The 22,749-nt window shown below is 73.5% G+C and carries 24 protein-coding genes; 11 read left to right on the forward strand and 13 right to left on the reverse strand.

Going from position 1 to position 22,749, the window contains the following annotated elements; all coding sequences use genetic code 11:
• Positions 1 to 8 precede the first annotated feature (8 nt).
• The gene (locus K329_RS0103730; RefSeq protein ID WP_028472008.1) at positions 9 to 995 is read right to left on the reverse strand and encodes a carbohydrate kinase family protein; all 987 of its coding nucleotides are present in this window, start codon (positions 993 to 995) and stop codon (positions 9 to 11) included.
• 108 nt (positions 996 to 1,103) lie between these two features.
• On the opposite strand from K329_RS0103730, the gene K329_RS0103735 reads away from it, so the two are divergent.
• Positions 1,104 to 1,361, forward strand: coding sequence for a hypothetical protein (locus K329_RS0103735; protein WP_052336315.1), 258 nt, complete (start codon positions 1,104 to 1,106; stop codon positions 1,359 to 1,361).
• Positions 1,362 to 1,548: 187 nt separating this feature from the next.
• Here the strand turns inward: K329_RS0103735 and erpA are convergent, their stop codons facing one another.
• Complete coding sequence (gene erpA, locus K329_RS0103740) at positions 1,549 to 1,917, reverse strand: iron-sulfur cluster insertion protein ErpA (protein WP_043641949.1); 369 nt, start codon at positions 1,915 to 1,917, stop codon at positions 1,549 to 1,551.
• Positions 1,918 to 2,047: 130 nt separating this feature from the next.
• Positions 2,048 to 3,133, reverse strand: coding sequence for a glycerate kinase family protein (locus K329_RS0103745; protein WP_028472011.1), 1,086 nt, complete (start codon positions 3,131 to 3,133; stop codon positions 2,048 to 2,050).
• 35 nt (positions 3,134 to 3,168) lie between these two features.
• Here K329_RS0103745 and nadA point away from each other — a divergent pair, with 35 nt between their 5' ends.
• Positions 3,169 to 4,362 (forward strand): quinolinate synthase NadA, encoded by a 1,194-nt coding sequence (gene nadA / locus K329_RS0103750; protein ID WP_028472012.1) that lies wholly within the window; start codon positions 3,169 to 3,171, stop codon positions 4,360 to 4,362.
• Between the two features lie 95 nt (positions 4,363 to 4,457).
• On the opposite strand, the gene K329_RS0103755 is transcribed toward nadA, so the two are convergent.
• The 5 genes from K329_RS0103755 to K329_RS0103775 all read right to left on the reverse strand — a co-directional run bounded on the left by K329_RS0103755 (position 4,458) and on the right by K329_RS0103775 (position 8,314).
• Positions 4,458 to 5,651 carry a sensor histidine kinase gene (locus K329_RS0103755; protein WP_043641951.1) on the reverse strand — a complete coding sequence of 398 codons (1,194 nt, stop codon included), beginning with the start codon at positions 5,649 to 5,651 and terminating at the stop codon, positions 4,458 to 4,460.
• 61 nt (positions 5,652 to 5,712) lie between these two features.
• On the reverse strand, positions 5,713 to 6,285 hold the full coding sequence (pspAB, locus tag K329_RS0103760) for a PspA-associated protein PspAB (RefSeq protein WP_028472014.1): 573 nt from the start codon (positions 6,283 to 6,285) through the stop codon (positions 5,713 to 5,715).
• A 31-nt stretch (positions 6,286 to 6,316) separates the two neighbouring features.
• Complete coding sequence (gene htpX / locus K329_RS0103765) at positions 6,317 to 7,243, reverse strand: zinc metalloprotease HtpX (RefSeq protein ID WP_028472015.1); 927 nt, start codon at positions 7,241 to 7,243, stop codon at positions 6,317 to 6,319.
• 10 nt (positions 7,244 to 7,253) lie between these two features.
• Positions 7,254 to 7,532, reverse strand: coding sequence for a PspA-associated protein PspAA (gene pspAA, locus K329_RS0103770; protein ID WP_028472016.1), 279 nt, complete (start codon positions 7,530 to 7,532; stop codon positions 7,254 to 7,256).
• Positions 7,529 to 8,314, reverse strand: coding sequence for a PspA/IM30 family protein (locus K329_RS0103775; RefSeq protein WP_028472017.1), 786 nt, complete (start codon positions 8,312 to 8,314; stop codon positions 7,529 to 7,531). Before K329_RS0103775 ends, pspAA begins: the two co-directional genes overlap by 4 nt.
• 246 nt (positions 8,315 to 8,560) lie before the next feature.
• On the opposite strand from K329_RS0103775, the gene K329_RS0103780 reads away from it, so the two are divergent.
• The 5 genes from K329_RS0103780 to K329_RS31400 all read left to right on the forward strand — a co-directional run bounded on the left by K329_RS0103780 (position 8,561) and on the right by K329_RS31400 (position 11,157).
• Positions 8,561 to 9,181, forward strand: coding sequence for a DUF3043 domain-containing protein (locus K329_RS0103780; protein WP_245596426.1), 621 nt, complete (start codon positions 8,561 to 8,563; stop codon positions 9,179 to 9,181).
• A gap of 40 nt (positions 9,182 to 9,221) precedes the next feature.
• The gene (locus tag K329_RS0103785; RefSeq protein ID WP_028472019.1) at positions 9,222 to 9,779 is read left to right on the forward strand and encodes a GNAT family N-acetyltransferase; all 558 of its coding nucleotides are present in this window, start codon (positions 9,222 to 9,224) and stop codon (positions 9,777 to 9,779) included.
• Positions 9,780 to 9,880: 101 nt separating this feature from the next.
• Positions 9,881 to 10,072, forward strand: a complete 192-nt coding sequence (locus K329_RS0103790; protein WP_028472020.1) for an OapA N-terminal domain-containing protein — start codon at positions 9,881 to 9,883, stop codon at positions 10,070 to 10,072.
• Positions 10,073 to 10,150: 78 nt separating this feature from the next.
• Positions 10,151 to 10,849 (forward strand): AzlC family ABC transporter permease, encoded by a 699-nt coding sequence (locus K329_RS31395; protein ID WP_028472021.1) that lies wholly within the window; start codon positions 10,151 to 10,153, stop codon positions 10,847 to 10,849.
• Positions 10,846 to 11,157, forward strand: a complete 312-nt coding sequence (locus tag K329_RS31400) for an AzlD domain-containing protein (protein ID WP_028472022.1) — start codon at positions 10,846 to 10,848, stop codon at positions 11,155 to 11,157. Before K329_RS31395 ends, K329_RS31400 begins: the two co-directional genes overlap by 4 nt.
• A 24-nt stretch (positions 11,158 to 11,181) precedes the next feature.
• Here the strand turns inward: K329_RS31400 and dapB are convergent, their stop codons facing one another.
• Complete coding sequence (gene dapB, locus K329_RS0103805) at positions 11,182 to 11,955, reverse strand: 4-hydroxy-tetrahydrodipicolinate reductase (protein ID WP_052336317.1); 774 nt, start codon at positions 11,953 to 11,955, stop codon at positions 11,182 to 11,184.
• Between the two features lie 97 nt (positions 11,956 to 12,052).
• On the opposite strand from dapB, the gene K329_RS24385 reads away from it, so the two are divergent.
• A complete protein-coding gene (locus K329_RS24385; protein ID WP_043641953.1) occupies positions 12,053 to 12,583 on the forward strand; it encodes a class I SAM-dependent methyltransferase in 531 nt (176 codons plus the stop codon).
• A 30-nt stretch (positions 12,584 to 12,613) separates the two neighbouring features.
• Here K329_RS24385 and K329_RS0103815 read toward each other — a convergent pair whose 3' ends face one another.
• From K329_RS0103815 to ptsP, 4 genes are all read right to left on the reverse strand, one after another.
• Entirely contained in the window at positions 12,614 to 13,990 is a 1,377-nt protein-coding gene (locus K329_RS0103815) for a M16 family metallopeptidase (protein ID WP_028472024.1), read from the reverse strand.
• A gap of 5 nt (positions 13,991 to 13,995) precedes the next feature.
• Positions 13,996 to 16,242, reverse strand: a complete 2,247-nt coding sequence (locus K329_RS0103820; protein WP_052336319.1) for a polyribonucleotide nucleotidyltransferase — start codon at positions 16,240 to 16,242, stop codon at positions 13,996 to 13,998.
• Between the two features lie 328 nt (positions 16,243 to 16,570).
• Positions 16,571 to 16,846, reverse strand: coding sequence for a 30S ribosomal protein S15 (rpsO, locus tag K329_RS0103825; protein WP_028472026.1), 276 nt, complete (start codon positions 16,844 to 16,846; stop codon positions 16,571 to 16,573).
• 144 nt (positions 16,847 to 16,990) lie between these two features.
• Positions 16,991 to 18,709 carry a phosphoenolpyruvate--protein phosphotransferase gene (gene ptsP / locus K329_RS0103830; RefSeq protein WP_052336320.1) on the reverse strand — a complete coding sequence of 573 codons (1,719 nt, stop codon included), beginning with the start codon at positions 18,707 to 18,709 and terminating at the stop codon, positions 16,991 to 16,993.
• 84 nt (positions 18,710 to 18,793) lie between these two features.
• Between ptsP and K329_RS0103835 the strand changes: the two genes are divergently transcribed.
• The 3 genes from K329_RS0103835 to K329_RS24390 are packed head-to-tail and all read left to right on the forward strand — an operon-like array spanning position 18,794 to position 22,700.
• Entirely contained in the window at positions 18,794 to 19,561 is a 768-nt protein-coding gene (locus tag K329_RS0103835) for a DeoR/GlpR family DNA-binding transcription regulator (RefSeq protein WP_028472028.1), read from the forward strand.
• A complete protein-coding gene (locus K329_RS0103840; RefSeq protein ID WP_028472029.1) occupies positions 19,558 to 20,535 on the forward strand; it encodes a 1-phosphofructokinase family hexose kinase in 978 nt (325 codons plus the stop codon). The genes K329_RS0103835 and K329_RS0103840 overlap by 4 nt, the downstream gene beginning before the upstream one ends.
• The gene (locus K329_RS24390; RefSeq protein WP_052336321.1) at positions 20,532 to 22,700 is read left to right on the forward strand and encodes a PTS fructose transporter subunit IIABC; all 2,169 of its coding nucleotides are present in this window, start codon (positions 20,532 to 20,534) and stop codon (positions 22,698 to 22,700) included. Before K329_RS0103840 ends, K329_RS24390 begins: the two co-directional genes overlap by 4 nt.
• Positions 22,701 to 22,749 lie beyond the last annotated feature (49 nt).

The following is a 22,749-nucleotide window of genomic DNA, read 5'->3' on the forward strand; positions in this document are numbered from 1 at the left end:
CCCGCGCCTCAGGGGTGCAGCGTGCGCAGGTGTGGCTCGACGTCCGCGACGGCGTCGGCGCCGTAGGTCGCCTCGAGGCGGGCGAGGAACGCAGCGCGGCCGAGGCTGTACTCCTGCGTGCCGACCTGCTCCACGACGTACACGGCGAGCAGGCAGCCCAGCTGCGCCGCCCGCTCGTGCCCGAGGCCCCACGAGAGGGCCGCGAGGAACCCGGCCCGGAAGGCGTCGCCGACGCCCGTGGGCTCGACCTTGGCCGTCTCCGGCACGGCGGCCACGACGAGCGGCTCCTGGCCCTTCTGCTCGAGGCGCACGCCGTCGGGGCCGAGCGTGATCACCCAGGTACCGACGCGGTCGAGCACCTCCTCGTGGCTCCAGCCCGTCTTCGAGATGATGAGGGCGGCCTCGTACTCGTTCGAGAAGAGGATGTCGGCGCCGTCGATGAGGGGCCGGATGAGGTCGCCGTCGCCGAAGGCCAGCTGCTGCGAGGGGTCGGCCACGAAGGCGTAGCCGCGCTGGCGGCACTCGTCGGTGTGGCGCAGCATGCCCTCGGGGTCGTTCGGACCGACCAGCACGTAGTCGGGAGCGCCGACGCGGTCGACGATCGGCTTCAGCTCGATCTCCCGCGCCTCGCTCATCGCGCCGGCGTAGAAGGAGGCGATCTGCGCCATCGAGGAGTCGTTCGTGCACACGAAGCGCGCGGTGTGGCGGGTCTCGGAGACCCGGACCGAGTCGCAGTCGACCTGGTGGCGCTCGAGCCAGGCGCGGTAGTCGACGAAGTCCTCGCCCACCGCCCCGACGAGCACGGGGCGCAGCCCGAGGTTGCCGAGACCGAAGCTGATGTTGGCGGCGCAGCCGCCCCGACGTACCTCGAGGTCGTCGACCAGGAACGAGACCGACAGCTTGTCGAGCTGGTCGACCACGAGCGAGTCGGAGAACTTGCCCGCGAAGGACATCAGGTGGTCGGTGGCGATGGAGCCGGTGATGAGGAGCGACACGTCGGCGAACCCTACGCGAGCCGGGCGGGCGTGCCGATTCGCGGCCGCGGAACACTACCGTCGAGTACCTCTGGGGGTACCCGACGGTAGCCCCTAGCGTCGGGGAGCATGAGCCCGAACACCGCCACCGGCACGCCGCTGCGCCCCGCGTACGACGACCAGGCCGCTCCGGCCGAGCTCCGGTCGGACTGCCAGGCCGCCACGCGCCGGCTCTCGCTGACGTCGCCCGCGGACCGCGTACGCCGTGCCGCCCTCCGACCGGCCCCCTCGCTGGAGTACGCCGACCAGCCGCGGGAGACCGCGAAGCCGCAGATCCAGGTCAGCGAGGCCGCCGCCCGGCTGGCCGCGGCGATCTACCAGGACTGACCCCGAGCACCAGGACCGCACCGCGTCGCGCCGCCTGGGGCGGCGACGAAGCGCGCCACCTGCCGCTCCTCCCGCCGCGTTTCACGCATCCACGGCACCCGGGAGGTGACGACGAAGGCCCCCACCGATCACGGTGGGGGCCTTCGTCGTGCCGGGCGCGGGCGCCCGGCGTCACGCGGTCAGCGGCTCAGTGGAACGAGTCGCCGCAGGCGCAGGAGCCGGTCGCGTTCGGGTTGTCGATCGTGAAGCCCTGCTTCTCGATCGAGTCGACGAAGTCGATCTCGGCGCCGTTGAGGTAGGGCACGCTCATGCGGTCGACGACGACCGAGACACCGTCGAAGTCGGTGACGACGTCGCCGTCGAGCGTGCGCTCGTCGAAGAACAGCTGGTAACGGAGGCCCGAGCAGCCACCGGGCTGGACGGAGATGCGGAGCGCGAGGTCGTCGCGACCCTCCTGCGACAGGAGGCTCTGGACCTTCGAGGCGGCCACGGCGCTCAGGTTGATCTGGTCGGTACGACGCTCGGTCGTCGGCTGGATGTCGACCTGCTCGGTCATGTGCGCTCTCCCAAAGGAATCGACTGGTGCGTGCAGTGATTCCAATGGTGACACACCCCGGGTCTATTCCCGAGGGCAGCGGGGGGTCAGATGCGGACCATGGTCCGTTTCGACCACGGGTGCGGGCGTCTCAGCGCGACCACGCCCGCGCGGCCCGCGTCGCGGTGAGCGCGAGGGCGTCGTACGCCGCCGCCAGGGCCTGCTCCACCCCGACCTCGTCGACCAGGGCGTACGCCGCCTCGACGCCCAGCGTGCGCATCTCCCGCGTGCCGACCAGCACCTCGCCCGCCAGCACGACGCAGGGCCGCACGGCCTCGGCGGCGACCTGGGCGACGCCGTACGGCACCTTGCCCGCCCGGCTGCCGTAGTCGAAGCGCCCCTCCCCCGTCAGCACCAGGTCCGCCGCCCGGCTGCGCGCGGCCAGGCCGACCGCCGCGAGCACGAGGTCGACGCCGGGCTCGCTCGTCGCGCCGAGGAGCAGCAGCGCGAAGCCCAGCCCGCCCGCGGCGCCGGCCCCCTCGTCGAGCGACACCCGCCGGCCCGCTGCGACCGCCCACTCCTCGAGCAGCCCGTCGACCGCCGGGATGCGCTCCTCCGCGACGCCGCGCTCGACGCCGAACGTCTTGACCGTGCCGAAGAGACCGGTGAGCGGTCCGGCGACGTCGCGGGCCGCGAGCAGCTCGACACCGGCCACGGCCACCCGGGCGGGACCGAGGTCCACGCGGGTGATGCCGGCCAGGCCGCGCGGTCCGGCGTCGAGGGGGCGGTCCGCGGTCGCGCCGAGGGCCGCCAGCAGCCCGGCGCCGCCGTCGCTCGCCCCGCTGCCGCCCAGACCGACCACGACCCGGCGCGCGCCCGACGCCACCGCCGCACGCACCAGGTCACCGACGCCGGTCGTGGCGGCCTCCTCGGCGCGCGCCGGGTCGCACAGCGCGTGGCCGCAGGCCTGCGCGGACTCGACGTACGCCGTGTCGCCGACGACGAGGACGGTCGCGGGGACGGGATCGCCGTACGGGCCCCTCACGGTTACGGCGGCCAGGTCGCCGCCCAGGGCGTCGTGGAGGACGTCGACGAACCCGGGACCCCCGTCGGCGACCGGTGCGAGGTCGACCTCGTCGTCCGGCGCGTGGCGGCGCCAGCCCTCCGCGATCGCGCGCGCCGCCTCGCCGGCGGTGAGGGTGCCGGCGAACTTGTCGGGGGCGATGAGGACACGCACGTCGCCATCCTGCCGCAGGACCTACGATGGACCCCATGACCATCGTCGACCTGCCGCTCCTCCCGCTGGGCCGCGGCCGCGACCTCGGCTCCGAGCGGGGCGTCGACTGCCCCGGCGACCTGCCGCCCGCGTCCGACCCGCACCTCGTGGCCCGCGCCCGCGCCGCCAAGGAGGCCCTGGGCGACCAGGTGTTCATCCTCGGCCATCACTACCAGCGCGACGAGGTCGTCGCGTTCGCCGACGTCATGGGCGACTCGTTCAAGCTCGCCCGCGACGCCGCGGCGCGCCCCGACGCGCCCTACATCGTCTTCTGCGGCGTGCACTTCATGGCCGAGTCGGCCGACATCCTCACCGGTCCCGAGCAGCAGGTGATCCTGCCCGACCTGGCCGCCGGGTGCTCCATGGCCGACATGGCGGCGCTCGCCCAGGTCGAGGACGCGTGGGACGCGCTGACCGACGCCGGGGTGGCCGACGACATCGTCCCGATCACCTACATGAACTCCTCGGCCGACATCAAGGCGTTCTGCGGTCGCAACGGCGGCGCGGTCTGCACGTCGTCCAACGCCGACGTCGCCCTCGAGTGGGCGCTCGCCCAGCGCCCCGAGGGCCAGGCCAAGATCTTCTTCCTGCCCGACCAGCACCTCGGGCGCAATACCGCCGTGCTCAAGCTCGGCATCTCGCTCGAGGAGTGCGTGGTCTGGAACCCGCACAAGCCCAACGGCGGCCTCACCGCCGACGAGCTCCGCGCGGCCCGCGTCATCCTCTGGAAGGGCCACTGCTCGGTGCACGGCCGCTTCTCGGAGACCGTGGTCGACGAGCTGCGGGCCACGATCCCGGGCGTGCGGATCCTCGTGCACCCCGAGTGCAAGCACGAGGTCGTCACGAAGGCCGACCTCGTCGGCTCCACCGAGTTCATCATCAACACGATCGAGGCGGCGGAGCCCGGCTCCTCGTGGGCCATCGGCACCGAGCTCAACCTCGTGAAGAGGCTCGCCGACGCCCACCCCGACAAGCGCATCACCTTCCTCGACAAGACGGTCTGCTACTGCTCCACCATGAACCGCATCGACCTCCCGCACCTGGTGTGGGCGCTCGAGTCGCTGGTGGCGGGCGTCGTGCCCAACGTCATCTCGGTCGACCCCGAGACCGAGAAGTGGGCCAAGGTCGCACTGCAGCGCATGCTCGACCTGCCGGGCCGCACCGCGGCCCCCTCGGCCCCCTCGGCCTGACACCGCTGCTCCGTACGACGAGAGGCCCGCACCCTGCGCAGGGTGCGGGCCTCTCGTCGTACGGCGTGGGGCCCGGCGGCCGGGCCGGAGACGGCTCAGTCGAACGGCAGGTCGACCCAGGCGACCGTGCCGCCCCCCTCGCGGGGCGTGAGGCCGATCGTGCCGCCGTGGGCCTCCACGATGCGACGACAGGTCGTGAGGCCGATGCCGGACCCCTCGGCCTTCTCGTCGAGCCGCACGAGCGGGTCGAAGACGCGCTGCGCGTCGACCGGGTCGATGCCGGGCCCCCGGTCGCCCACCTCGATCCGCCACGAGGACGGTGCCGGGCGGGCGCCGACGGTGATGCGCGCGGGCTCGCCCGGCGCGGTGAACTTCGCGGCGTTCGCCACCAGGTTCTGCAGCACGGCCCGCATCTGCGTCGGGTCGGCCGAGACCACCGGGAGCGGGCCCACCTCCACCTCGGCGCCCTCGAGCGGTACGGCGAGGTCGGCGAGCACCTCCTGGACGACGACCCGCAGGTCGACCGGCTCCCGCCGCAGCGCCCCGCCGAGCCGGGCGAAGGACAGCAGGTCCTCGATGAGCGACTGCATGCGCGAGGTGCCGCGGAGCGCCCGGTCGACCATCGACCCGTTGTTCTCGTCGCCGATCTGCTCGCGGAGCAGGTAGAGCGACATCGCGACGGTCGAGAGCGGGTTGCGGAGGTCGTGGCTGACCTGACCGGCGAACGCGGCCAGGTGCTCGTTCGACCGGGCGAGCTCGTCGCGCATCAGGGCCATCCGCCGCAGCGACTCGTCGAGCGCGCGCGTGCGCAACGAGAGCTCCAGCAGGTCGACCACCCGGTCGGCGAGCGTCTGCAGGGCGCGCCGACGCGAGTCCTCGAGCTCACGGGGCACCGTGTCGAACACGCACAGGGTGCCGATGACGACGTCGTCGGGGGTGACCAGCTGGTGCGCCGCGTAGAACCGCACGTCGCCCAGGATCCCGGTGACGAACGGGTTCTCGGCGAAGCGGGGGTCGGCGCTGGCGTCGGGCACCACGACCGGCCCCTCGGCCGCCACGCTCACCGCGCACATCGAGTCCTCGCGCCGGCAGATGGAGCCGTCGAACCCCACGGTCGCGATCTGGTGCTGCTGCGTCGTGCTGATGAGGTTGATGGTGGCGAGCGGCACCTGGGCCACCCACGCCGCCATCTCGACGACCGACTGCAGCTCGTTGCGAGCCGAGTCGTCCTCGAGCACCTCGTACTGGGCGATCTTCGCGTCGACCTGCGACATCGGTTCCACGCTCATCGTGCGACCTCTTCCCGTTCGGCCCTGACCCCCGTCGTGCCTGCCACCACCGCGTGCCGCCTCACAGCCCCGGCGCACCCCAGAGCGCCAGCCACCGCTGCAGGTCCTTCTCGACCGGCAGCTCGCCGGCGAGGTGGTCGCGCACGCTGATCTCCAGGAGGTTGTCACGGCTCTGGGGACCGGTGGGCGCGAACGCGTAGAACGTGCCCTGCTTGTAGAGGTAGACGAGGCCGACCCGGCGCTCCCCCGCGCCGGCGAACCCGACCACGGAGCACAGCAGCGACGGACCGAAGCCCTGCTCCTCGAGCATCACGTTGACGGCGTGCAGGTCGGTGCAGAGCCCGGCGGTGTCGCTGGGGTCGCGCCGTACGACGAGCCAGCTGAACCCGAACTCGTCGACGCTGCGCTCGACGTCGGGCGCCTCGGGGTCACCGTTCAGCAGCTCGACGATGTCGGCCTGGGCCGACGAGAACGCGGCCCCCTCGGCGGCCCGGTAGCAGACCGAGCCGACGCCGGTGGGCGCCAGGTCGGCGGCCGCCTGCAGCGTGATCGCGGCGCTCGGCACCCCGAACAGCGCGTCGAGCCGCGCCTGGCGCGGCGCGCGCCGGCCGGTGATGGCGTCCCAGAACCCCACGTCGTCGCTCTCTCTTCCCCGCCGTGCGGTGTCAGTACGTCGTGCTGCCGAGGTCGGCCTGGATGCGCGCCAGCTGCTCGAGGCGCTGCTCGAGCGACGGGTGGGTCGAGGTGAGCGTCTTGACCGTCGCACCGCTGATGGCCGGGGCGATGAAGAAGGAGTTCATGGCACCCGTGGTGCGCAGGTCGCGCTGCGGGATCATCGAGATCTCACCGGTGATCTTCTGCAGCGCCGACGCCAGGGCGGCCGGCTTCATCGTCAGGTAGGCGCCGGCGCGGTCGGCGCACAGCTCGCGGTAGCGCGACAGCAGCCGCGTGAGGAAGAAGCTCACCGCGTAGACGACCAGCGACACGACGAGCGCGATGACGAGGGCCGCCGCCCCGCCGTTGTTGTTGTTCCCGCGGCTGCGACCGACGCCGGACAGGGCACCGAAGCGGGCGCCCTGCGTGACCATCCCGGCGACGATGCCCGCCGACGAGGCGATGGTCATCACCATGACGTCGCGGTGGGCCACGTGGGACAGCTCGTGGGCGAGCACACCCTCGAGCTCCTCCGCCGTCAGCGTCCGCAGGATGCCCGTCGTGACGCAGACGACCGACCGGCTCGGCGAGCGGCCCGTGGCGAAGGCGTTCGGCAGGTCCATGTCGGCCACGCCGACGCGCGGCTTGGGCATGTCGGCCAGGGCGCAGAGCCGGTCGATCATGCCGTGCAGCTCGGGTGCCTGCTCCGGCGTGACCTCCCGGGCCCGCATGGCGCGCATGGCGACCTTGTCGGAGGACCACCACTGGTAGAAGGCGATGCCGAGGCCGATGACGCCCACGAGCACCGCGAGCCCCGGGCTCCGCACCGCGACCATGATCGCGACGACGAGCGCGACGAACAGGGCACCGAGCAGGAACAGGACGAGGGTCATCCGGGCCGTGAGGCCCCGGTCGGGCAGGAAGCGGGTGCGTGCCACGAGGTCGCGATCAGCCCGGGATCAGGCCGTCGTCGCTGAGCATGTCGCGCACCTCGTCGATGGAGGCGTCCTCCGGCGGGAGGATCAGGTCGGACTCGTCGAGGGCGTCGACCGCGTGGGGCACGCCCTCGGCGCGCACACCGGCGAGGAGGGCGGCGAGGGCGGGGCGGAACGCCTCGACGTCGTTCTCCTCCACGGCCTTCTCGACCGCGTCGTCGAGCACGTTGAGCGAGTCGAAGCAGGCGTCGGTGATGTCGAACTGGCCCTCACCCAGGATGCGGACGATCACGCCTGACCACCCTCGCTCTGCTTCGTCGGCTCGGTCTGGAGGATGTCGCCCCCCTGCGGGGAGGACTCGATGGCCTGCGGGGCGGAGCCGCCACCCTTCAGCGCGGCCAGCTCGGCCTCGACGTCCGCGTTGGAGCTGAGGGCGTCGAGCTCGCGGGCGATGTCGTCGCCGCGGTTCATGGAGGAGGCGTCGTCGAGGGCGCCCGAGGCGATGAGCTCGTCGATGGCGCCGGCGCGGGCCTGCATCTGCGCCGTCTTGTCCTCGGCGCGCTGGACGGCCATGCCGACGTCGCCCATCTCCTCGCTGATGCCCGACATCGCCTCGCCGATGCGCGTCTGCGCCTCGGCCGCGGTGTAGGTGGCCTTGATGGTCTCCTTGCGGGTGCGGAAGGACTCGACCTTGGCCTGCAGCCGCTGCTGCGCCATGGTGAGCTTCTCCTCCTCGCCCTGGAGCTGCGCGTGCTGCGCCTCGAGGTCGGAGATCTGCGAGGTGAGGCCCGACTTGCGGGTGAGCGCCTCGCGGGCGAGGTCCTCACGACCGACCTGGATCGCCTTCTGGGCCTGGCCCTGGAGCTTGTCGGCCTGCTGCTGGATCTGGTTGATCTGCAGCTCGACGCGCTTGCGGCTGGTGGCGACGTCGGCGACGCCGCGTCGTACCTTGCTCAGCAGCTCCACCTGGCGCTGGTAGCTGTAGTCGAGGGTCTCGCGAGGGTCCTCGGCGCGGTCCAGCGCCGTGTTGGCCTTCGACCTGAAGATCAGGCTCATGCGCTTCATCAGACTCATCGGGGGCATCTCCTCGGGACGTCTCGCGGTGTGCGCCGTCGTCATCGGTGTCGGGTGCGGCGGGTACGACGTACCCCCCAGCGCACCGACCGACGGCCGTGATGCGGCTTCCCGCTCAACAGTAGGCCCAAACCTCAAGCCGGGCGACCGTGGGGCGACCGCGTCGGGGTCGGTAGGGTGGCCCCCGATCCCGCGCTCCGCCGGCCCCGGCCGCCGTGGACGCATCACCGCTCCGGTCCCGCTCCTGTGAGGCTCACGTTGTTCCGTCGTACGACCAGCAAGACCGCCCCCGAGGCCGCTGCGCCCACGACGACCGGTGAGGAGGTCGTGCCCCGCGCCGGCGCGAAGGGTCGACCGACCCCGACGCGCAAGGAGGCGGAGGCCGCGGCCCGCGCCCGGGCCAAGCCCGCACGCACGCGCAAGGAGCAGACGGCCCGCGAGCGCGCCGACCGCTTCGCCAAGCAGCAGAAGGTGCGCGAGGCGATGAAGACCGGCGACGACACCTTCATGCCGGTGCGCGACAAGGGTCCGGTGCGCCGCCTCGTGCGCGACCTGGTCGACTCGCGGTTCTCCTTCACCGAGCTGATCCTGCCGCTGATGGTCATCTCGCTGGTGATGCAGTACTCGGGCAGCGCCGACCTCGCCAACACGGGCTCGCTCATCCTGATGATGACGCTGCTGCTCGTGCTGCTCGACATGACGTTCCTGCGCTTCAAGATGCGGCGCGAGGTGCGCCGTCGCTTCCCCGACGACTCGCTCAAGGGCCTCACCTTCTACGCGGTCACCCGCTCCATGCAGATCAAGCCCATGCGCCTGCCCAAGCCGCAGGTCAAGATCGGCGCCCGCCTCCCCGAGACCTACCGGTGATCCGGACGACCGGGCACGGCCACCCGGGCCACGGGGCCGTGTGAGCGACCTCGGCGGTCGGTCCGTGCGCGTCGCGTGGGCGCAGGACGCGCCCGCCCTCGCGCGCCTCCAGCTCACCTACTGGGCCGAGCGGCTGGGCTCCCCCGCCTCCGGGGGGCCCGGCGTGGGCCTGCCGTCCGACGCCGAGGTCGCCGCCACCTGGGACACCTCGCTGCGCCGCCCGGGCGACAGCCGCAACCGCGTGCTCGTGGCCCTCGAGGGTCCGGCCCTCGTGGGGTACGCCGTGCTCCAGCCCGATCCCGACCCGGACGCCGACCCGGTGCGGGACGCGCAGCTCGCCGAGCTGGCCGTCGACCCCGCCCACCGCGCGCAGGGCCACGGCTCCCGCCTCCTCCATGCCTGCGTCGAGACCCTCGAGGCCGACCGGTTCAGCCGCGTGAGCGCCTGGCTCGACAGCGACGACGACACCGGGCGCGCCTTCCTGACCTCCTCGGGGTGGGGTCCGGACGGCGCCCACCGCGAGCTCGACGCCGACGGCACGGGTCGCCGGGTCGTGCGCCAGGTCCGGCTCCACGCCGGTCTGACCGACCCTGCCTGAGGCCGCCCCGCCCGCCCGGCACTTGAACTCCTCGGACGACGGGCCTAGTGTGATGCGGCTCACAGCTCTCGCGTGAGCGACCCTCCGAAGGGAGCCCGTCCTTGCTCGGTCCCCTGCCCCGCCTGCACCGCAGGGTGCTCGTCGCGGTCGCCGTCCTGCTCTTCCTGACGGCCGGCGTCATCGCCGGTCTGCTGTCCACCGTGCCCCTCGTCATGCCGGTCGCGCTCACCACCGGAGCCGCCCTCGGCCTGGCGGCCGCGTTCGTCCTCGTGCACGACTTCTCCCACCGGTAGCCCCCGACCCGAAGGCCGGCCCGAGACCCGGCCCGAGACCCGGCCCACCTGCCCCACCCCGGGCGGTAGCGTGCGCCGGTGACCTCGCCCCACCCGGACCGCCGGGCGCTCGTGCGCGAGGGGCTCGCCGTCGGGCTCGCCACCGGTCTCTACGGCACGTCGTTCGGTGCCGTCGGCGTCACCTCCGGCCTGAGCGTGCTCCAGACCTGCGCCCTGTCGCTGCTCGTCTTCACGGGTGCCTCGCAGTTCGCGTTCATCGGCGTCCTCGCCGCCGGCGGCTCCCCATGGTCGGGTGCCGCCACCGGGCTGATGCTGGGCGCGCGCAACACGCTCTACGGGCTCCGGCTCACGCCACTGCTCGCCTGGCGGGGGTGGCGTCGCGCCGGAGCGGCGCACCTGGTGATCGACGAGTCGAGCGCCGTCGCCGGCACCGCGTCGACCGTGCCCGACGCGCGCGTCGGCTTCCTGGTCACCGGCGGTGCCGTCTTCGCGCTCTGGAACCTGATGACGCTCGTCGGGGCCCTGGCGGGCACGGCGCTGGGCGACCCCCGCACCTACGGGCTCGACGCCGCGGTGGGCGCCGCGTTCCTGGCGCTCCTGTGGCCCCGCCTGCAGGACTCCTCGGCCCGTCGGGTGGCGCTCGTCGCCGCCGCGCTCGCCCTGGTGCTCGTCCCGGCGACACCCGCCGGCGTACCGGTGCTCGCGGCCGCGTCGGTGGCGCTCGTCGCCGCCGCGCTGCCCGGGCGCCCTGCGCCGACCGAGGGGGCGGACGCGTGACGACGACGTGGGCGGCGCTGCTGGCGCTGGCCGCCGGCTGCTACCTGCTGAAGCTGGCCGGGCTCTCGCTGCCCACAGGGGTGCTGGAGCGCCCGTTCGTACGGCGGGCGGCCCTGGCCCTGCCCGTCGCCCTGCTGGCCGCCCTGGTGGCCGTGCAGACGGCGGCGGACGGCAGCTCCGTCGTCGTCGACGCCCGGGCCGCCGGTCTCGCGGTGGCGGTCGTCGCGCTCCTGCTGCGGGCCAACTTCCTGGTGGTCGTCGTCCTGGCGGCCGCGACGGCCGCGCTGCTGCGCCTCGTCACGGGGTGACCGCCCACCGGGGCGGGTGCGGCCTCAGTCGAGGTCGAGCAGGTGCTCCAGCCCGACCGTGAGACCGGGGTGGGCGCCGATGGCCCGGAGGCCGACGAGGACGCCCGGCGCGAACGACGCCCGGTCCATGGAGTCGTGCCGGATCGTGAGGGTCTCCCCCGGTCCCCCGAGCACGACCTCCTGGTGCGCCACCATCCCGCGGATCCGCAGCGCGTGCACCGGGACGCCGTCGACGCTCGCGCCCCGGGCGCCGTCGAGGCTCGTGGAGGTGGCGTCGGGCATGGGGTCGCAGCCGGCCTCGCGGCGGGCCGCGGCGACGAGCTCCGCCGTACGGCGTGCGGTGCCCGACGGGGCGTCGGCCTTGGTCGGGTGGTGCAGCTCGACGATCTCGACCGACTCGTAGAAGCGGGCGGCCTCGGCGGCGAAGCGCATCATCAGCACGGCGCCGATCGAGAAGTTCGGCGCGATCAGCACGCCGGTGCCGGGGGCGTCGGCGAGCCAGGCGTCGAGGCGCGTGAGCCGCTCGTCGTCGAACCCGGTCGTGCCCACCACCGCGTGGATGCCGTGGGCGACGCAGAACTCGAGGTTCGCCATCACGACGTCGGGGTGGGTGAAGTCGACGACCAGCTCGGCGCCGGCCGCGGTCAGCGTCGCCAGGTCGTCGCCGGCGTCGATCTCGGCCACCAGCTCGAGGTCGTCGGCGGCGGCCACCGCGGCGCAGATCTCCCGCCCGACCTTGCCCCGCGCACCCAGCACGCCGACCCTGCGACGCGTCGTCTCCGTCTCGTTCTCGCTCACGGGGGACCAACCTACGTGGCCCCCCGCCGGGGCGACGATCGTGTCCGCGACCGTGGCGGTGCCTGCACGAGCGGGCGTCGAGTGGCAGGCTGTACCCATGAGGCAGCAGACGATCCCGGCGCGGATCCGGTGGGGAGTGGACGTGATGGACGTCCAGCCCGGCGACCAGATCCTCGAGATCGGCTGTGGCCCCGGCGCGGCGGCCGAGCTGGTCTGCTCGCGCCTCGACACCGGCAAGCTGTTCGCGATCGACCGCTCCGAGTCGGGCGTCGACCGCACGAAGCGCCGCTGCGCGGCCCACGTCGAGGCGGGTCGCCTCACCGTCCGCCAGATCGACCTTGCCACCCTCCGCGTGCCCGTGAAGCGGCTCCACAAGGCGTTCGCGTTCAACGTGAACCTCTTCTGGGTGCGCGAGGCACCGGACGAGATCGCGCTGCTGCACGAGAAGTTGCTGCCCGGCGGCAAGCTGTTCCTCTTCTACGAAGCCACCCGCCCCGAGGGCCTGCGGCGCATCGTCGAGGCCGCGTCCGCCGGGCTCACGTCCGGCGGGTTCCGCGTCTCGGTCGCGCGGAGCAGCACGCCCGCCGTCGTCGCGGTCGTGGGCCAGCGCGTGACCGCCCAGATCTGACGCGCCGACGCTCCACCCGGGTCAGGCGGGTCAGGCGGGTCCGACGACCGCCATCACCTCGGGCCGGGTGAACAGCTCGCGCGCCAGGGCGGAGACGTCCTCGACCGTCACCGCGTCGACGCGGGCGATGACCTCGTCGACGCCCAGCAGCCGCTCCCCCAGCAGCTCGGCCTTGCCGAGCCGGTGCATGCGTGAGCCGGTGTCCTCCAGGCCCAGCACGAGCCCGGCCCGCAGCGAGCCCGCCCCGCGCCGTACCTCGTCGGCGTCGAGCCCGTCGCGGGCGACCTGCGCCAGCTCGGCGCGCACGGTGGCCAGCGTCGCGTCGACCTTCGCCGGGAGGCAGCCGACGGCCACGCCGACCAGCCCGGCGCCCACGTGCTGCGTGGTGAACGCGTAGACCGAGTAGGCCAGCCCGCGTCGCTCGCGGACCTCCTGGAACAGCCGCGACGACGTGCCGCCGCCGAGGCCGGTGGTGAGGATGCCGAGCGCGAACCGACGCTCGTCGGCGCGGGCCAGACCGGCCATGCCGAGCACGACGTTGACCTGCTCGAACCCGCGGCTGGCCGTCGACCGGCCAGGGTGCACGCGCCGTACGGCGGGCCGCGCGGCGGCACCGGCCAGGGGCGTGGGGGCCGGCAGGCTCTCGGTGGCGAGGAAGTCGTTCCGGCCGAACGCCCGCCGCACCATCGCCACGACCTCGTCGTGGTCGACGTTGCCCGCGGCGGCGACGACGGTGCCGGCCGCGCGGTAGTGGCGGCGGTAGAACCGGCGCACCTGGGCGGCGCTCAGCGCCGCGATCGACTCCTCGGTGCCGGCGATCGGGCGCCCGTACGGCGAGTCGCCCCACGCCTGCGCCGCGAAGAGGTTGTGCACCACGTCGTCGGGGTCGTCGTCGTGCATGGCGATCTCGTCGAGGATCACCTCGCGCTCGGCCTCGACGTCGTCGTCGCTGATGCGCGACGAGGTCAGCATGTCGCCGAGCACGTCGACGGCCAGCGGCAGGTCGGAGTCGATCACCCGCGTGTGGAAGCAGGTGTACTCCTTCGCGGTGAAGGCGTTCATCTCCCCGCCGACCTCGTCCATCTCGACCGAGATGTCGAGCGCCGAGCGCTCCGCGGTGCCCTTGAAGAGCACGTGCTCGAGGAAGTGGGAGGCGCCGTGCAGCGACGGGGTCTCGTGGCGCGAGCCGACGCCGATCCAGACGCCGAGGCTCGCCGACCGGACGCCCGGGACGTGCTCCGTGACGACGCGCAGCCCGCTGGGCAGCACCGTGCGGCGCACACCGGGCGGCAGCGGGGTCGCACCGGGGGCGTGGGTGAGGGAGGGCACCGGGGAGGCCGCCAACGCGGCCGGCCGGCCAGCAGCGGACTGCTGGCCGGCCGGACCGGGCTGGTGCGTGGGACGCACGGAGGTCACTCCGCGGCGTCGCCCTCGGCGGGCGCGTCGGCGTCGGCGGACGCCGACTCCTCGACGACCGGGATCAGCGACAGCTTGCCGCGGTCGTCGACCTCGGCGATCTCGACCTGGACCTTCTGGCCCACCGAGACGACGTCCTCGACCGTGTCGACACGCTTGCCGCCGGCGAGCGAGCGCAGCTTGCTGATGTGCAGCAGGCCGTCCTTGCCCGGCATGAGCGAGACGAACGCGCCGAAGTTGGTCGTCTTGACGACCGTGCCGAGGTAGCGCTCGCCGACCTCGGGCATGGTCGGGTTGGCGATCGCGTTGACGGCGGCGCGCGCGGCCTCGGCCGCGACCCCGTCGTTGGCACCGATGTAGATGGTGCCGTCGTCCTCGATCGAGAGCTGCGCGCCCGTGTCGTCCTGGATCTGGTTGATCACCTTGCCCTTGGGGCCGATGACCTCGCCGATCTTGTCGACGGGGATCTTGACGGTGATGATCCGCGGGGCGGTCTCCGACATCGGGCCCGGGGCGTCGATGGCCTCGGCCATGACGTCCAGGATCGCCAGGCGGGCGTCGCGCGCCTGGGTCAGCGCGGCCGCGAGGACCGGCGCCGGGATGCCGTCGAGCTTGGTGTCGAGCTGCAGCGCGGTGACGAACTCGGGCGTGCCGGCGACCTTGAAGTCCATGTCGCCGAACGCGTCCTCGGCGCCGAGGATGTCGGTCAGCGCGACGTACGCCTGCTGGCCGTCGACCTCGCCGGAGATGAGACCCATCGCGATGCCCGCGACGGGCGCGCGCAGCGGCACGCCGGCCTGGAGCAGCGAGAGCGTCGAGGCGCAGACCGAGCCCATCGAGGTGGAGCCGTTGGAGCCCATGGCCTCGGAGAGCTGGCGGATCGCGTAGGGGAACTCCTCGCGGCCCGGGAGGACGGGGAGCAGCGCGCGGCGCGCGAGCGCTCCGTGGCCGACCTCGCGGCGCTTGGGCGAGCCCACGCGGCCGGTCTCGCCGGTGGAGAACGGCGGGAAGACGTACTTGTGCATGTAGCGGCGCGACTTCTCCGGGGAGAGGGTGTCGAGCTGCTGCTCCATCTTGAGCATCGCCAGCGTCGTGACGCCGAGGATCTGCGTCTCGCCACGCTCGAAGAGCGCGGAGCCGTGGACGCGCGGGATGACGTCGATCTCGGCGTGCAGCGGGCGGATGTCGGCGAGGCCACGGCCGTCGATGCGGACCTTGTCGCGCAGGACGCGCTCGCGGACGAGCTGCTTGTTCAGCGACCGGAACGCGGCGCCGATCTCCTTCTCGCGACCCTCGAAGTCGGCGCCGATCTTGGCGAGCAGGGCCGCCTTGATCTCGTCGAGCTTCTCCTCGCGCTCCTGCTTCGGACCGATCTGCATCGCCGCGGCGGTGTCGGCCTTCACGGCCGCCTCGACCGCGTCGTACACGTCGTCCTCGTAGTCGAGGAAGACCGGGAAGTCCTGGACGGGCTTGGCAGCGGCCTTGGCCAGCTCGGCCTGCGCCTCGCACAGCTGCTTGATGAAGGGCTTGGCGGCGTCGAGACCGCCGGCGACGACCTCCTCGGTGGGGGCCTGCTGGCCGCCCTGCACGAGGAACCAGGTCTGCTCGGTGGCCTCGGCCTCGACCATCATGATGGCGACGTCGCCCGTGTCGGTCACGCGACCGGCCACGACCATGTCGAAGACCGCGGTCTCGAGCTGGCTGTGGGTCGGGAACGCGACCCACTGGCCGTCGATGAGGGCGACGCGCACGCCGCCGACCGGGCCGGAGAACGGCAGGCCGGAGAGCTGCGTGGAGAGCGACGCGGCGTTGATCGCGAGCACGTCGTACGGCTGGTCCGGGTTGAGGGCCATGACGGTGATGACGACCTGGACCTCGTTGCGCAGACCCTTCTTGAAGGTCGGGCGCAGCGGGCGGTCGATGAGGCGGCAGGTGAGGATCGCGTCCTCGCCCGGGCGACCCTCGGACCGGAAGAACGAGCCGGGGATCTGGCCCGCGGCGTACATCCGCTCCTCGACGTCGATCGTCAGGGGGAAGAAGTCGAAGTGGTCCTTCGGGTGCTTCCCGGCCGTGGTGGCCGAGAGGAGCATCGTGTCCTCGTCGAGGTAGGCCGTGACGGAGCCGGCGGCCTGGCGGGCGAGCAGCCCGGTCTCGAACTTGACGGTCCGGGTGCCGAACTTGCCGTTGTCGAGAACGGTCTCGACGGCGGAGATGACGGGCCCGGCGGGGGTGGAGTCGGTCAAGGGTGTGAGTCCCTCTTCTGTGAGCGGAGCGATCCGCGCATGAGTCCGCACGACGGCGGAGCCTCCTCGAGGTCCCGCGGTCTGCGTGCCGGTCTTCGATCGAGGCCCGCGGCGAGGCCGTCTGCTCGCGTCGCGAGTGACGGGCGCCCCGAAGGCCACTACCGAGGACCGGGCCGGATCGGTGCGGGTCGCTCCTGGTGGGTGTCAGAACATTCAGTTGTGGGTGCCGCACCGTCGCGATGCGGGACCCGTGCCTCCGACGATAGCGGCTGGCGCCCGCCGGATGCAGCAGGAGCGGCCACCCGAGGGGCGGCCGCTCCTGGCGGGTTCAGCGGCGGAGGCCGAGGCGCTCGATGATCGAGCGGTAGCGTGCGATCTCGGTCTTGGCCAGGTAGTTCAGCAGCCGGCGGCGCTGGCCGACCAGCAGCAGCAGACCACGACGGCTGTGGTGGTCGTGCTTGTGCGTCTTCAGGTGCTCCGTGAGGTGCGCGATGCGGTGGCTCAGCAGCGCGATCTGCACCTCGGGCGAACCGGTGTCGCCCTCGGTCGTCGCGTACTCCGCGATGATCTTGTTCTTGGTCTCCGCATCGGTTCCGATCGACATGCGGGGCTCCTTCCAGCTCGTTGCGCGGCGCGCCGGGGCCTGTTCACCCGGGCACTTCGAATCCGCGGCCGTCCTGACGGCAACCTGACAAAGTTAGCAGCGACCCGCGACGCCGCCCAAATGCCCGGTCCGGCGCCCCGGCGCTCACTCGCCCCGCGGCACCAGCACGGCGCGTGCGGCCTCGCGCGCGGCCGTCGGGTCGGCGGCGGCCAGGACACGCTCGGCCGCCTCCTCGCACTGCTCGGCGGTGACGAGCGCCAGCTGGGCACCGACCGCGCGCACGGCGCCCGACGCCATCGACAGCGACGTGACGCCCATGCCCACGAGCGCGCAGGCGAGCAGCGGGTCGGCGGCGGCCTCGCCGCACACCCCGACCGGCTTGCCGACCTGCTGGCCCGCGGCGGCGGTGATCGCCACGAGGTGCAGGACAGCGGGCTGCCACGGGTCGGTGAGGTGCGCGAGGTCGCTGGCCATGCGGTCGGCCGCCATCGTGTACTGCGTCAGGTCGTTGGTGCCGATCGAGAGGAAGTCGACGACCTCCAGCACCCGGTGGGCCAGCACGGCCGCCGCCGGCACCTCGATCATCGCGCCCGCCTTCAGCCCACGGGCGCGCACCTGCTCGGCGAAGGCCGCAGCCTCGTCGCGCGTCGCCACCATCGGCGCCATCACCCAGGCGTCCACGCCGGAGCGCTCCGCCGCCAGGGCCACCGCGTCGAGCTGGTGCACGAGCAGGTCCGGGTTGTCGGCAGCGAGGCGCAGCCCGCGCACGCCGAGCGCCGGGTTCTCCTCGCCCTCGTGGGTGGCGAAGGCGATCGGCTTGTCGGAGCCCGCGTCGAGGGTGCGGACGACGACCGTCTGGCCCGCCGCCGCGTACGGCGCGAAGACCGCGGCGTACAGCTCGGCCTGCTCCTCCACCGTCGGCTCGGAGGGGCGGTCGAGGAACGAGAGCTCGGTGCGGAAGAGGCCGACACCCTCGACGGGCTGCTCGGCCGCCGCGACCGCGGAGCCGGGATCGGCGACGTTGGCCAGCAGCTTGATGCGGAGGCCGTCGGCCGTGGCGGCCGGTCCGGTCCAGGAGGCAGTGGCGGCCCGCAGCGCACCGTCCGCCGCCACCCGGTCGGCGGCGTCGGTGGCGTCGGGCTCGACCTCGACCGTGCCGGCCGTGCCGTCGACGAGCACCGTCGTGCCGTCGGCGAGGCCCAGCGCACCGACGACGCCGACCACGCACGGGATGCCCAGCTGGCGGGCGATGATCGCGGTGTGGCTGGTGGCGCCACCTCGCTCGGTGACGAGCGCCAGCACGACGGCCGGGTCGAGCCCGGCGGTGTCGGAGGGCGCCAGGTCGGCGGCCACGAGCACGACCGGGGTCTCGGGCATGACCACGCCGGGCTCGGGCAGCCCGGCGAGGCGGGCGACGATGCGGCGCTCGATGTCGCGCAGGTCGGTGACGCGCTCGGCCATGAGGCCGCCCTGCTGCTCGAAGAGGGCGACGAAGGTGTCGACCGCCGCCTCGGCGGCCCCGACGAGGTCGGCGCCGGCCCGCAGCTGCTTGCGCACCCCGGAGCGCAGCCCGCGGTCGCGCGCCAGCCCGGCGGAGGCGGTGAGCACCTGGGCCGCCGCACCCTCCACGTGGGAGGCCCGCGTGGCGAAGCCGTCCGCGACCAGGGCGACCGCCGCGTCGTACGCCTCGAGGGCCGCGGCCTCGTCGGTCGGCGCGGACGCGCGGTAGGCGGCGACGGCGGCACCGTCGAGCTCGCCCGCCACCACGGCGACCGCCGCGTGGGCGACGCCGGGGACGACGGGGGTGCCGCGCAGGACGTGGGGGCTCGTGGCGTCGGGCGTGACGGCTTCTCCGGTGACCATGCTCACAAGTTACCGCCTCGACCCCCTTGACAGTCAACACGTTCGGGCATAGAACAACACAAACACAGATCAACGGGAGGTGACATGTACGCAGAGGAACGGCAGGGAGCGATCGCCCAGCGGGTGGCGGCGGCCGGACGGCTGTCCGTGACCGGGCTCGCCGACGAGTTCGACGTGACGACCGAGACGGTGCGTCGCGACCTCACGATGCTCGAGCGTCAGGGCCTCATCCGCCGCGTCCACGGCGGCGCCGTCCCCGCGAACGCCCTCCACGTGGTGGAGGCCGGCGTGGCCGACCGCAGCCGCACCCGCACCGGCGACAAGGAGCGGATCGCCAAGCGGGCCCTGCGCTACCTGCCGCCCGCGGGCAGCACGATCCTGCTCGACGCCGGCACCACCACCGCCCAGCTCGCCGCCGCGCTCCCCGCGGGCCACCGCATCAGCGTGGTGACGCACTCGGTGCCGATCGCGGCCCGGCTCGCCGGCCTCCCCCAGGTCGAGCTGCACCTCCTGCCCGGTCGGGTCCGGCCCACCACGCTCGCCGCCGTCGGCCCCGAGACCGTGCTCGCACTGGCGGCCCTGCGCGTCGACGTCGCCTTCGTGGGCGTCAACGGCATCTCGACCGACCACGGTCTCTCCACCCCCGACGCGGAGGAGGCGAGCGTGAAGCGGTCGCTGGTGCTCGCCGCCCGCTCCGTCGTCGTGCTCGCCGACGGCAGCAAGATCGGCGAGGAGCACACCCGCCGCTTCGCCGAGCTCGGCGAGATCGACACGCTCGTCACCGGCGGCGACGCCGACGCGGACGAGCTCGACGGCCTGCGGGCCACCGGCCTGGAGGTCGACGTCGCATGATCCTCACCCTCACCCCGAACCCGAGCGTCGACCAGACGATCGCGCTCGCCGAGCCGCTGGAGCGGGGCGCGGTCCACCGCGTCGCCACGACCACCACGCAGGCGGGCGGCAAGGGCGTCAACATCTCCCGCGCCTCCGTCTGCGCCGGGGTGCCCTCGGTCGCCGTCCTGCCCGCGCACCGCGAGGACCCCTTCGTCCTCGAGCTGCTCGCCGCCGGCGTCGACTGCCGCCCCGTCGCGCCCGCCGGCCCGGTGCGGGTCAACGTGACGATCGCCGAGCCCGACGGCACCACCACCAAGCTCAACAGCCCCGGCCCCGAGGCCGGCCCCGAGGTGCTCGACGCCCTCGCCGCCGCGATGGTCCGGCACGCGGCCGCAGCGACCTGGGTCGTGCTCGCGGGGTCGCTGCCCCCCGGTGCACCCGTCGACTGGTACGCCGGCATGGCCGCCGACCTCCGCGGCCGCGGCGCCCAGGTCGCCGTCGACACGAGCGACGCGCCCCTCAAGGCGCTCGTCGACGCGCTGCCCGACGCGGCCCCGCACCTGATGAAGCCCAACGCCGACGAGCTGGCCTCGTTCACCGGCGACGACGCCGCCACCCTCGAGCGGGACCCGGCGGCCGCGGCCGCCGCGGCGTACCAGCTCGTGGCCCGCGGCGTCGACACGGTGCTCGCCACGCTCGGCGGCCACGGTGCCGTGCTGCTGGCCCGTGAGGCCGACGGCAGCGTCTGCGCCTGGCACGCCACCCCGCCCCCGACCACCGTGGTCAGCACGGTCGGCGCGGGCGACTCGAGCCTCTTCGGCTTCCTCCTCGGTCGGCTCCGCGGGCTCGCCCCGGCCGACTGCCTCGCTCTCGGCGTCGCCTACGGCAGCGCCGCCGCCGGACTACCCGGCACGACCATCCCCCTCCCCGACCAGGTCCGCCCGGACCTCGTCGTCGTACGACCCGTTCCGTTCACCCGAGGTGACTCATGACCCACGACACCAGCCCCGCGCTGATCACGCCCGCCCTGGTCCGGCTCGACGCCGACCTGGGCTCGTCCAAGGACGACGTGATCCGCGCGCTCGTCGCGACGCTCGACGACGCCGGTCGCGCGACCGACGCCTCGGCCGTCCTCGCCGACGTCTTCGCCCGCGAGGAGAAGTCGTCCACCGGCCTGCCCGGCGGCATCGCCATCCCCCACTGCCGCACCGCGGGCGTGGACGCCCCCACCCTGACGTTCGCCCGGCTCGCGCCGAAGGCCGACTTCGGGGCCAAGGACGGCTCGGCCGACCTGGCGTTCCTCATCACCGCGCCCGCCTCGGGCGACGCGCTCCACATGAAGATCCTCACCCAGCTGGCCCGCGCCCTGGCGAAGCCGGCGTTCACCGACGGCCTCCGCGCCGCCACGACGCCCGACGAGGTCGTGGCCCTGGTGACCGACGCCGTCACCATGCCCGCCGCCGCCCCCGCAGCGAAGGAGACGGTGCCCGCGGGCGCCCCGGTCTCCACCGGCAAGCACGCGACGAGCGGCACGTCGGCGAACCCGCCGTCCCTCGTGGCCGTCACCGCCTGCCCGACCGGCATCGCGCACACCTACATGGCCGCCGAGGCCCTCGAGGCCGCCGCCCGGCGCGCCGGCGTCACGCTGCACGTCGAGACCCAGGGCTCGGCCGGCTCGACCCCGCTCGACCCGTCGGTCATCGCCGCCGCCGACGCCGCGATCTTCGCCGTCGACGTCGGCGTGCGGGACCGCGGCCGCTTCGCCGGCAAGCCGCTGGTGCGCTCGTCCGTCAAGCGCCCCATCGACGACGCCGACGCGATGATCGTGGAGGCCCTCAGGGCCGCCAGCGACCCGAACGCCGCACGCGTCGAGGGCGACGGCGGCAACGCCTCGTCCGGCGAGAAGAGCACCGACAACGAGTCGTGGGGCGGCCGCACGCGGCGCGTGCTCATGACCGGCGTCTCCTACATGATCCCGTTCGTCGCGGCGGGCGGCCTGCTCATCGCGCTCGGGTTCCTGCTCGGCGGCTACGACATCACGAACGCGTACGGCCAGATCGCCGTCAACCACTCGCTGGCCGACCTGCCCGACCCCGCGACGTACGGGCTCGACCACGTGCTCTTCGGCTCCGGCCTCGCGGCCTACCTGGGCGCGCTGCTCTTCATCATCGGCAAGACCGCGTTCATGTTCTTCATCCCGGCCCTGGCCGGCTACATCGCGTACGCGATCGCCGACCGCCCGGGCATCGCCCCCGGCTTCATCGTCGGTGGTCTCGCCATGAACATCTTCAACGTGACCGACGGCGGCGACCCCGCCACCGGCCTCCCGGCCACGGGCTTCCTCGGCGCCATCGTCGGCGGCGTGCTCGCCGGCGTCATCGCGCTGTGGATCGCGCGCTGGAAGGTCCCGAGCTGGATGCGCGGCCTCATGCCGGTGCTCATCATCCCGCTGGTGACCTCGGTGGTCGCGGGCCTGCTGATGATCGTCGTGCTCGGCAAGCCCATCAACTGGGTGATGACGAACCTGACCGACGGCCTCAACTCGCTCTCGGGCTCCAACGCGATCCTGCTCGGCGTGATCCTCGGCCTGATGATGGCGTTCGACATGGGCGGCCCGCTCAACAAGGTCGCCTACAGCTTCGCCGCCGTCGGTGTCGGTGGCGCGAGCCTCGCCAGCGACGCTCCCGAGCTCAAGATCATGGCCGCCGTCATGCTCGCCGGCATGGTGCCGCCGATCGCGCTGGCCCTGGCGACCGTCGTCCGCCCGAAGCTGTTCACGCAGAACGAGCGCGAGAACGGCAAGGCCGGCTGGCTCATGGGTGCCTCCTTCATCACCGAGGGCGCCATCCCGTTCGCCGCGGCCGACCCGCTGCGCGTGATCCCCGCGATCATGTTCGGCAGCGCCATCACCGGTGGCCTCTCGCAGGCCCTCGACGTCTCGGTGCGTGCCCCGCACGGCGGCATCTTCGTGCTCTTCGCCGTGGGCAACGTGGTGGGCTTCCTGATCTCGCTCGCCGTCGGCACCGTCGCCGGCGCGGCCGCGGTCGTGGCGCTCAAGACGTTCACCCGGGCTCCCCTGCCGGAGGCCGAGGTCGCCGTGGCGACCGAGCCCGCCGCCCCCGCGGTGGCCGAGACCCGGACGCCTGCGACCGTCTGACCGCACCACCCGCACCACGACCGCACTCCCCCGCACGAGAGGACGCTCC

Origin of the sequence: Nocardioides alkalitolerans DSM 16699 (genome assembly GCF_000426525.1) — a bacterium.
GTDB classification, from domain to species: domain Bacteria; phylum Actinomycetota; class Actinomycetes; order Propionibacteriales; family Nocardioidaceae; genus Nocardioides; species Nocardioides alkalitolerans.

Coding starts and splice junctions, on each gene's coding strand:
- K329_RS0103735 (WP_052336315.1), top strand. CDS start 1,104: ATGAGCCCGAACACCGCCACCGGCACGCCGCTGCGCCCCGCGTACGAC.
- erpA (WP_043641949.1), bottom strand. CDS start 1,917: ATGACCGAGCAGGTCGACATCCAGCCGACGACCGAGCGTCGTACCGAC.
- nadA (WP_028472012.1), top strand. CDS start 3,169: ATGACCATCGTCGACCTGCCGCTCCTCCCGCTGGGCCGCGGCCGCGAC.
- K329_RS0103755 (WP_043641951.1), bottom strand. CDS start 5,651: ATGAGCGTGGAACCGATGTCGCAGGTCGACGCGAAGATCGCCCAGTAC.
- K329_RS0103775 (WP_028472017.1), bottom strand. CDS start 8,314: ATGAGTCTGATGAAGCGCATGAGCCTGATCTTCAGGTCGAAGGCCAAC.
- K329_RS24385 (WP_043641953.1), top strand. CDS start 12,053: ATGAGGCAGCAGACGATCCCGGCGCGGATCCGGTGGGGAGTGGACGTG.
- rpsO (WP_028472026.1), bottom strand. CDS start 16,846: ATGTCGATCGGAACCGATGCGGAGACCAAGAACAAGATCATCGCGGAG.
- ptsP (WP_052336320.1), bottom strand. CDS start 18,709: ATGGTCACCGGAGAAGCCGTCACGCCCGACGCCACGAGCCCCCACGTC.
- K329_RS0103835 (WP_028472028.1), top strand. CDS start 18,794: ATGTACGCAGAGGAACGGCAGGGAGCGATCGCCCAGCGGGTGGCGGCG.
- K329_RS0103840 (WP_028472029.1), top strand. CDS start 19,558: ATGATCCTCACCCTCACCCCGAACCCGAGCGTCGACCAGACGATCGCG.
- K329_RS24390 (WP_052336321.1), top strand. CDS start 20,532: ATGACCCACGACACCAGCCCCGCGCTGATCACGCCCGCCCTGGTCCGG.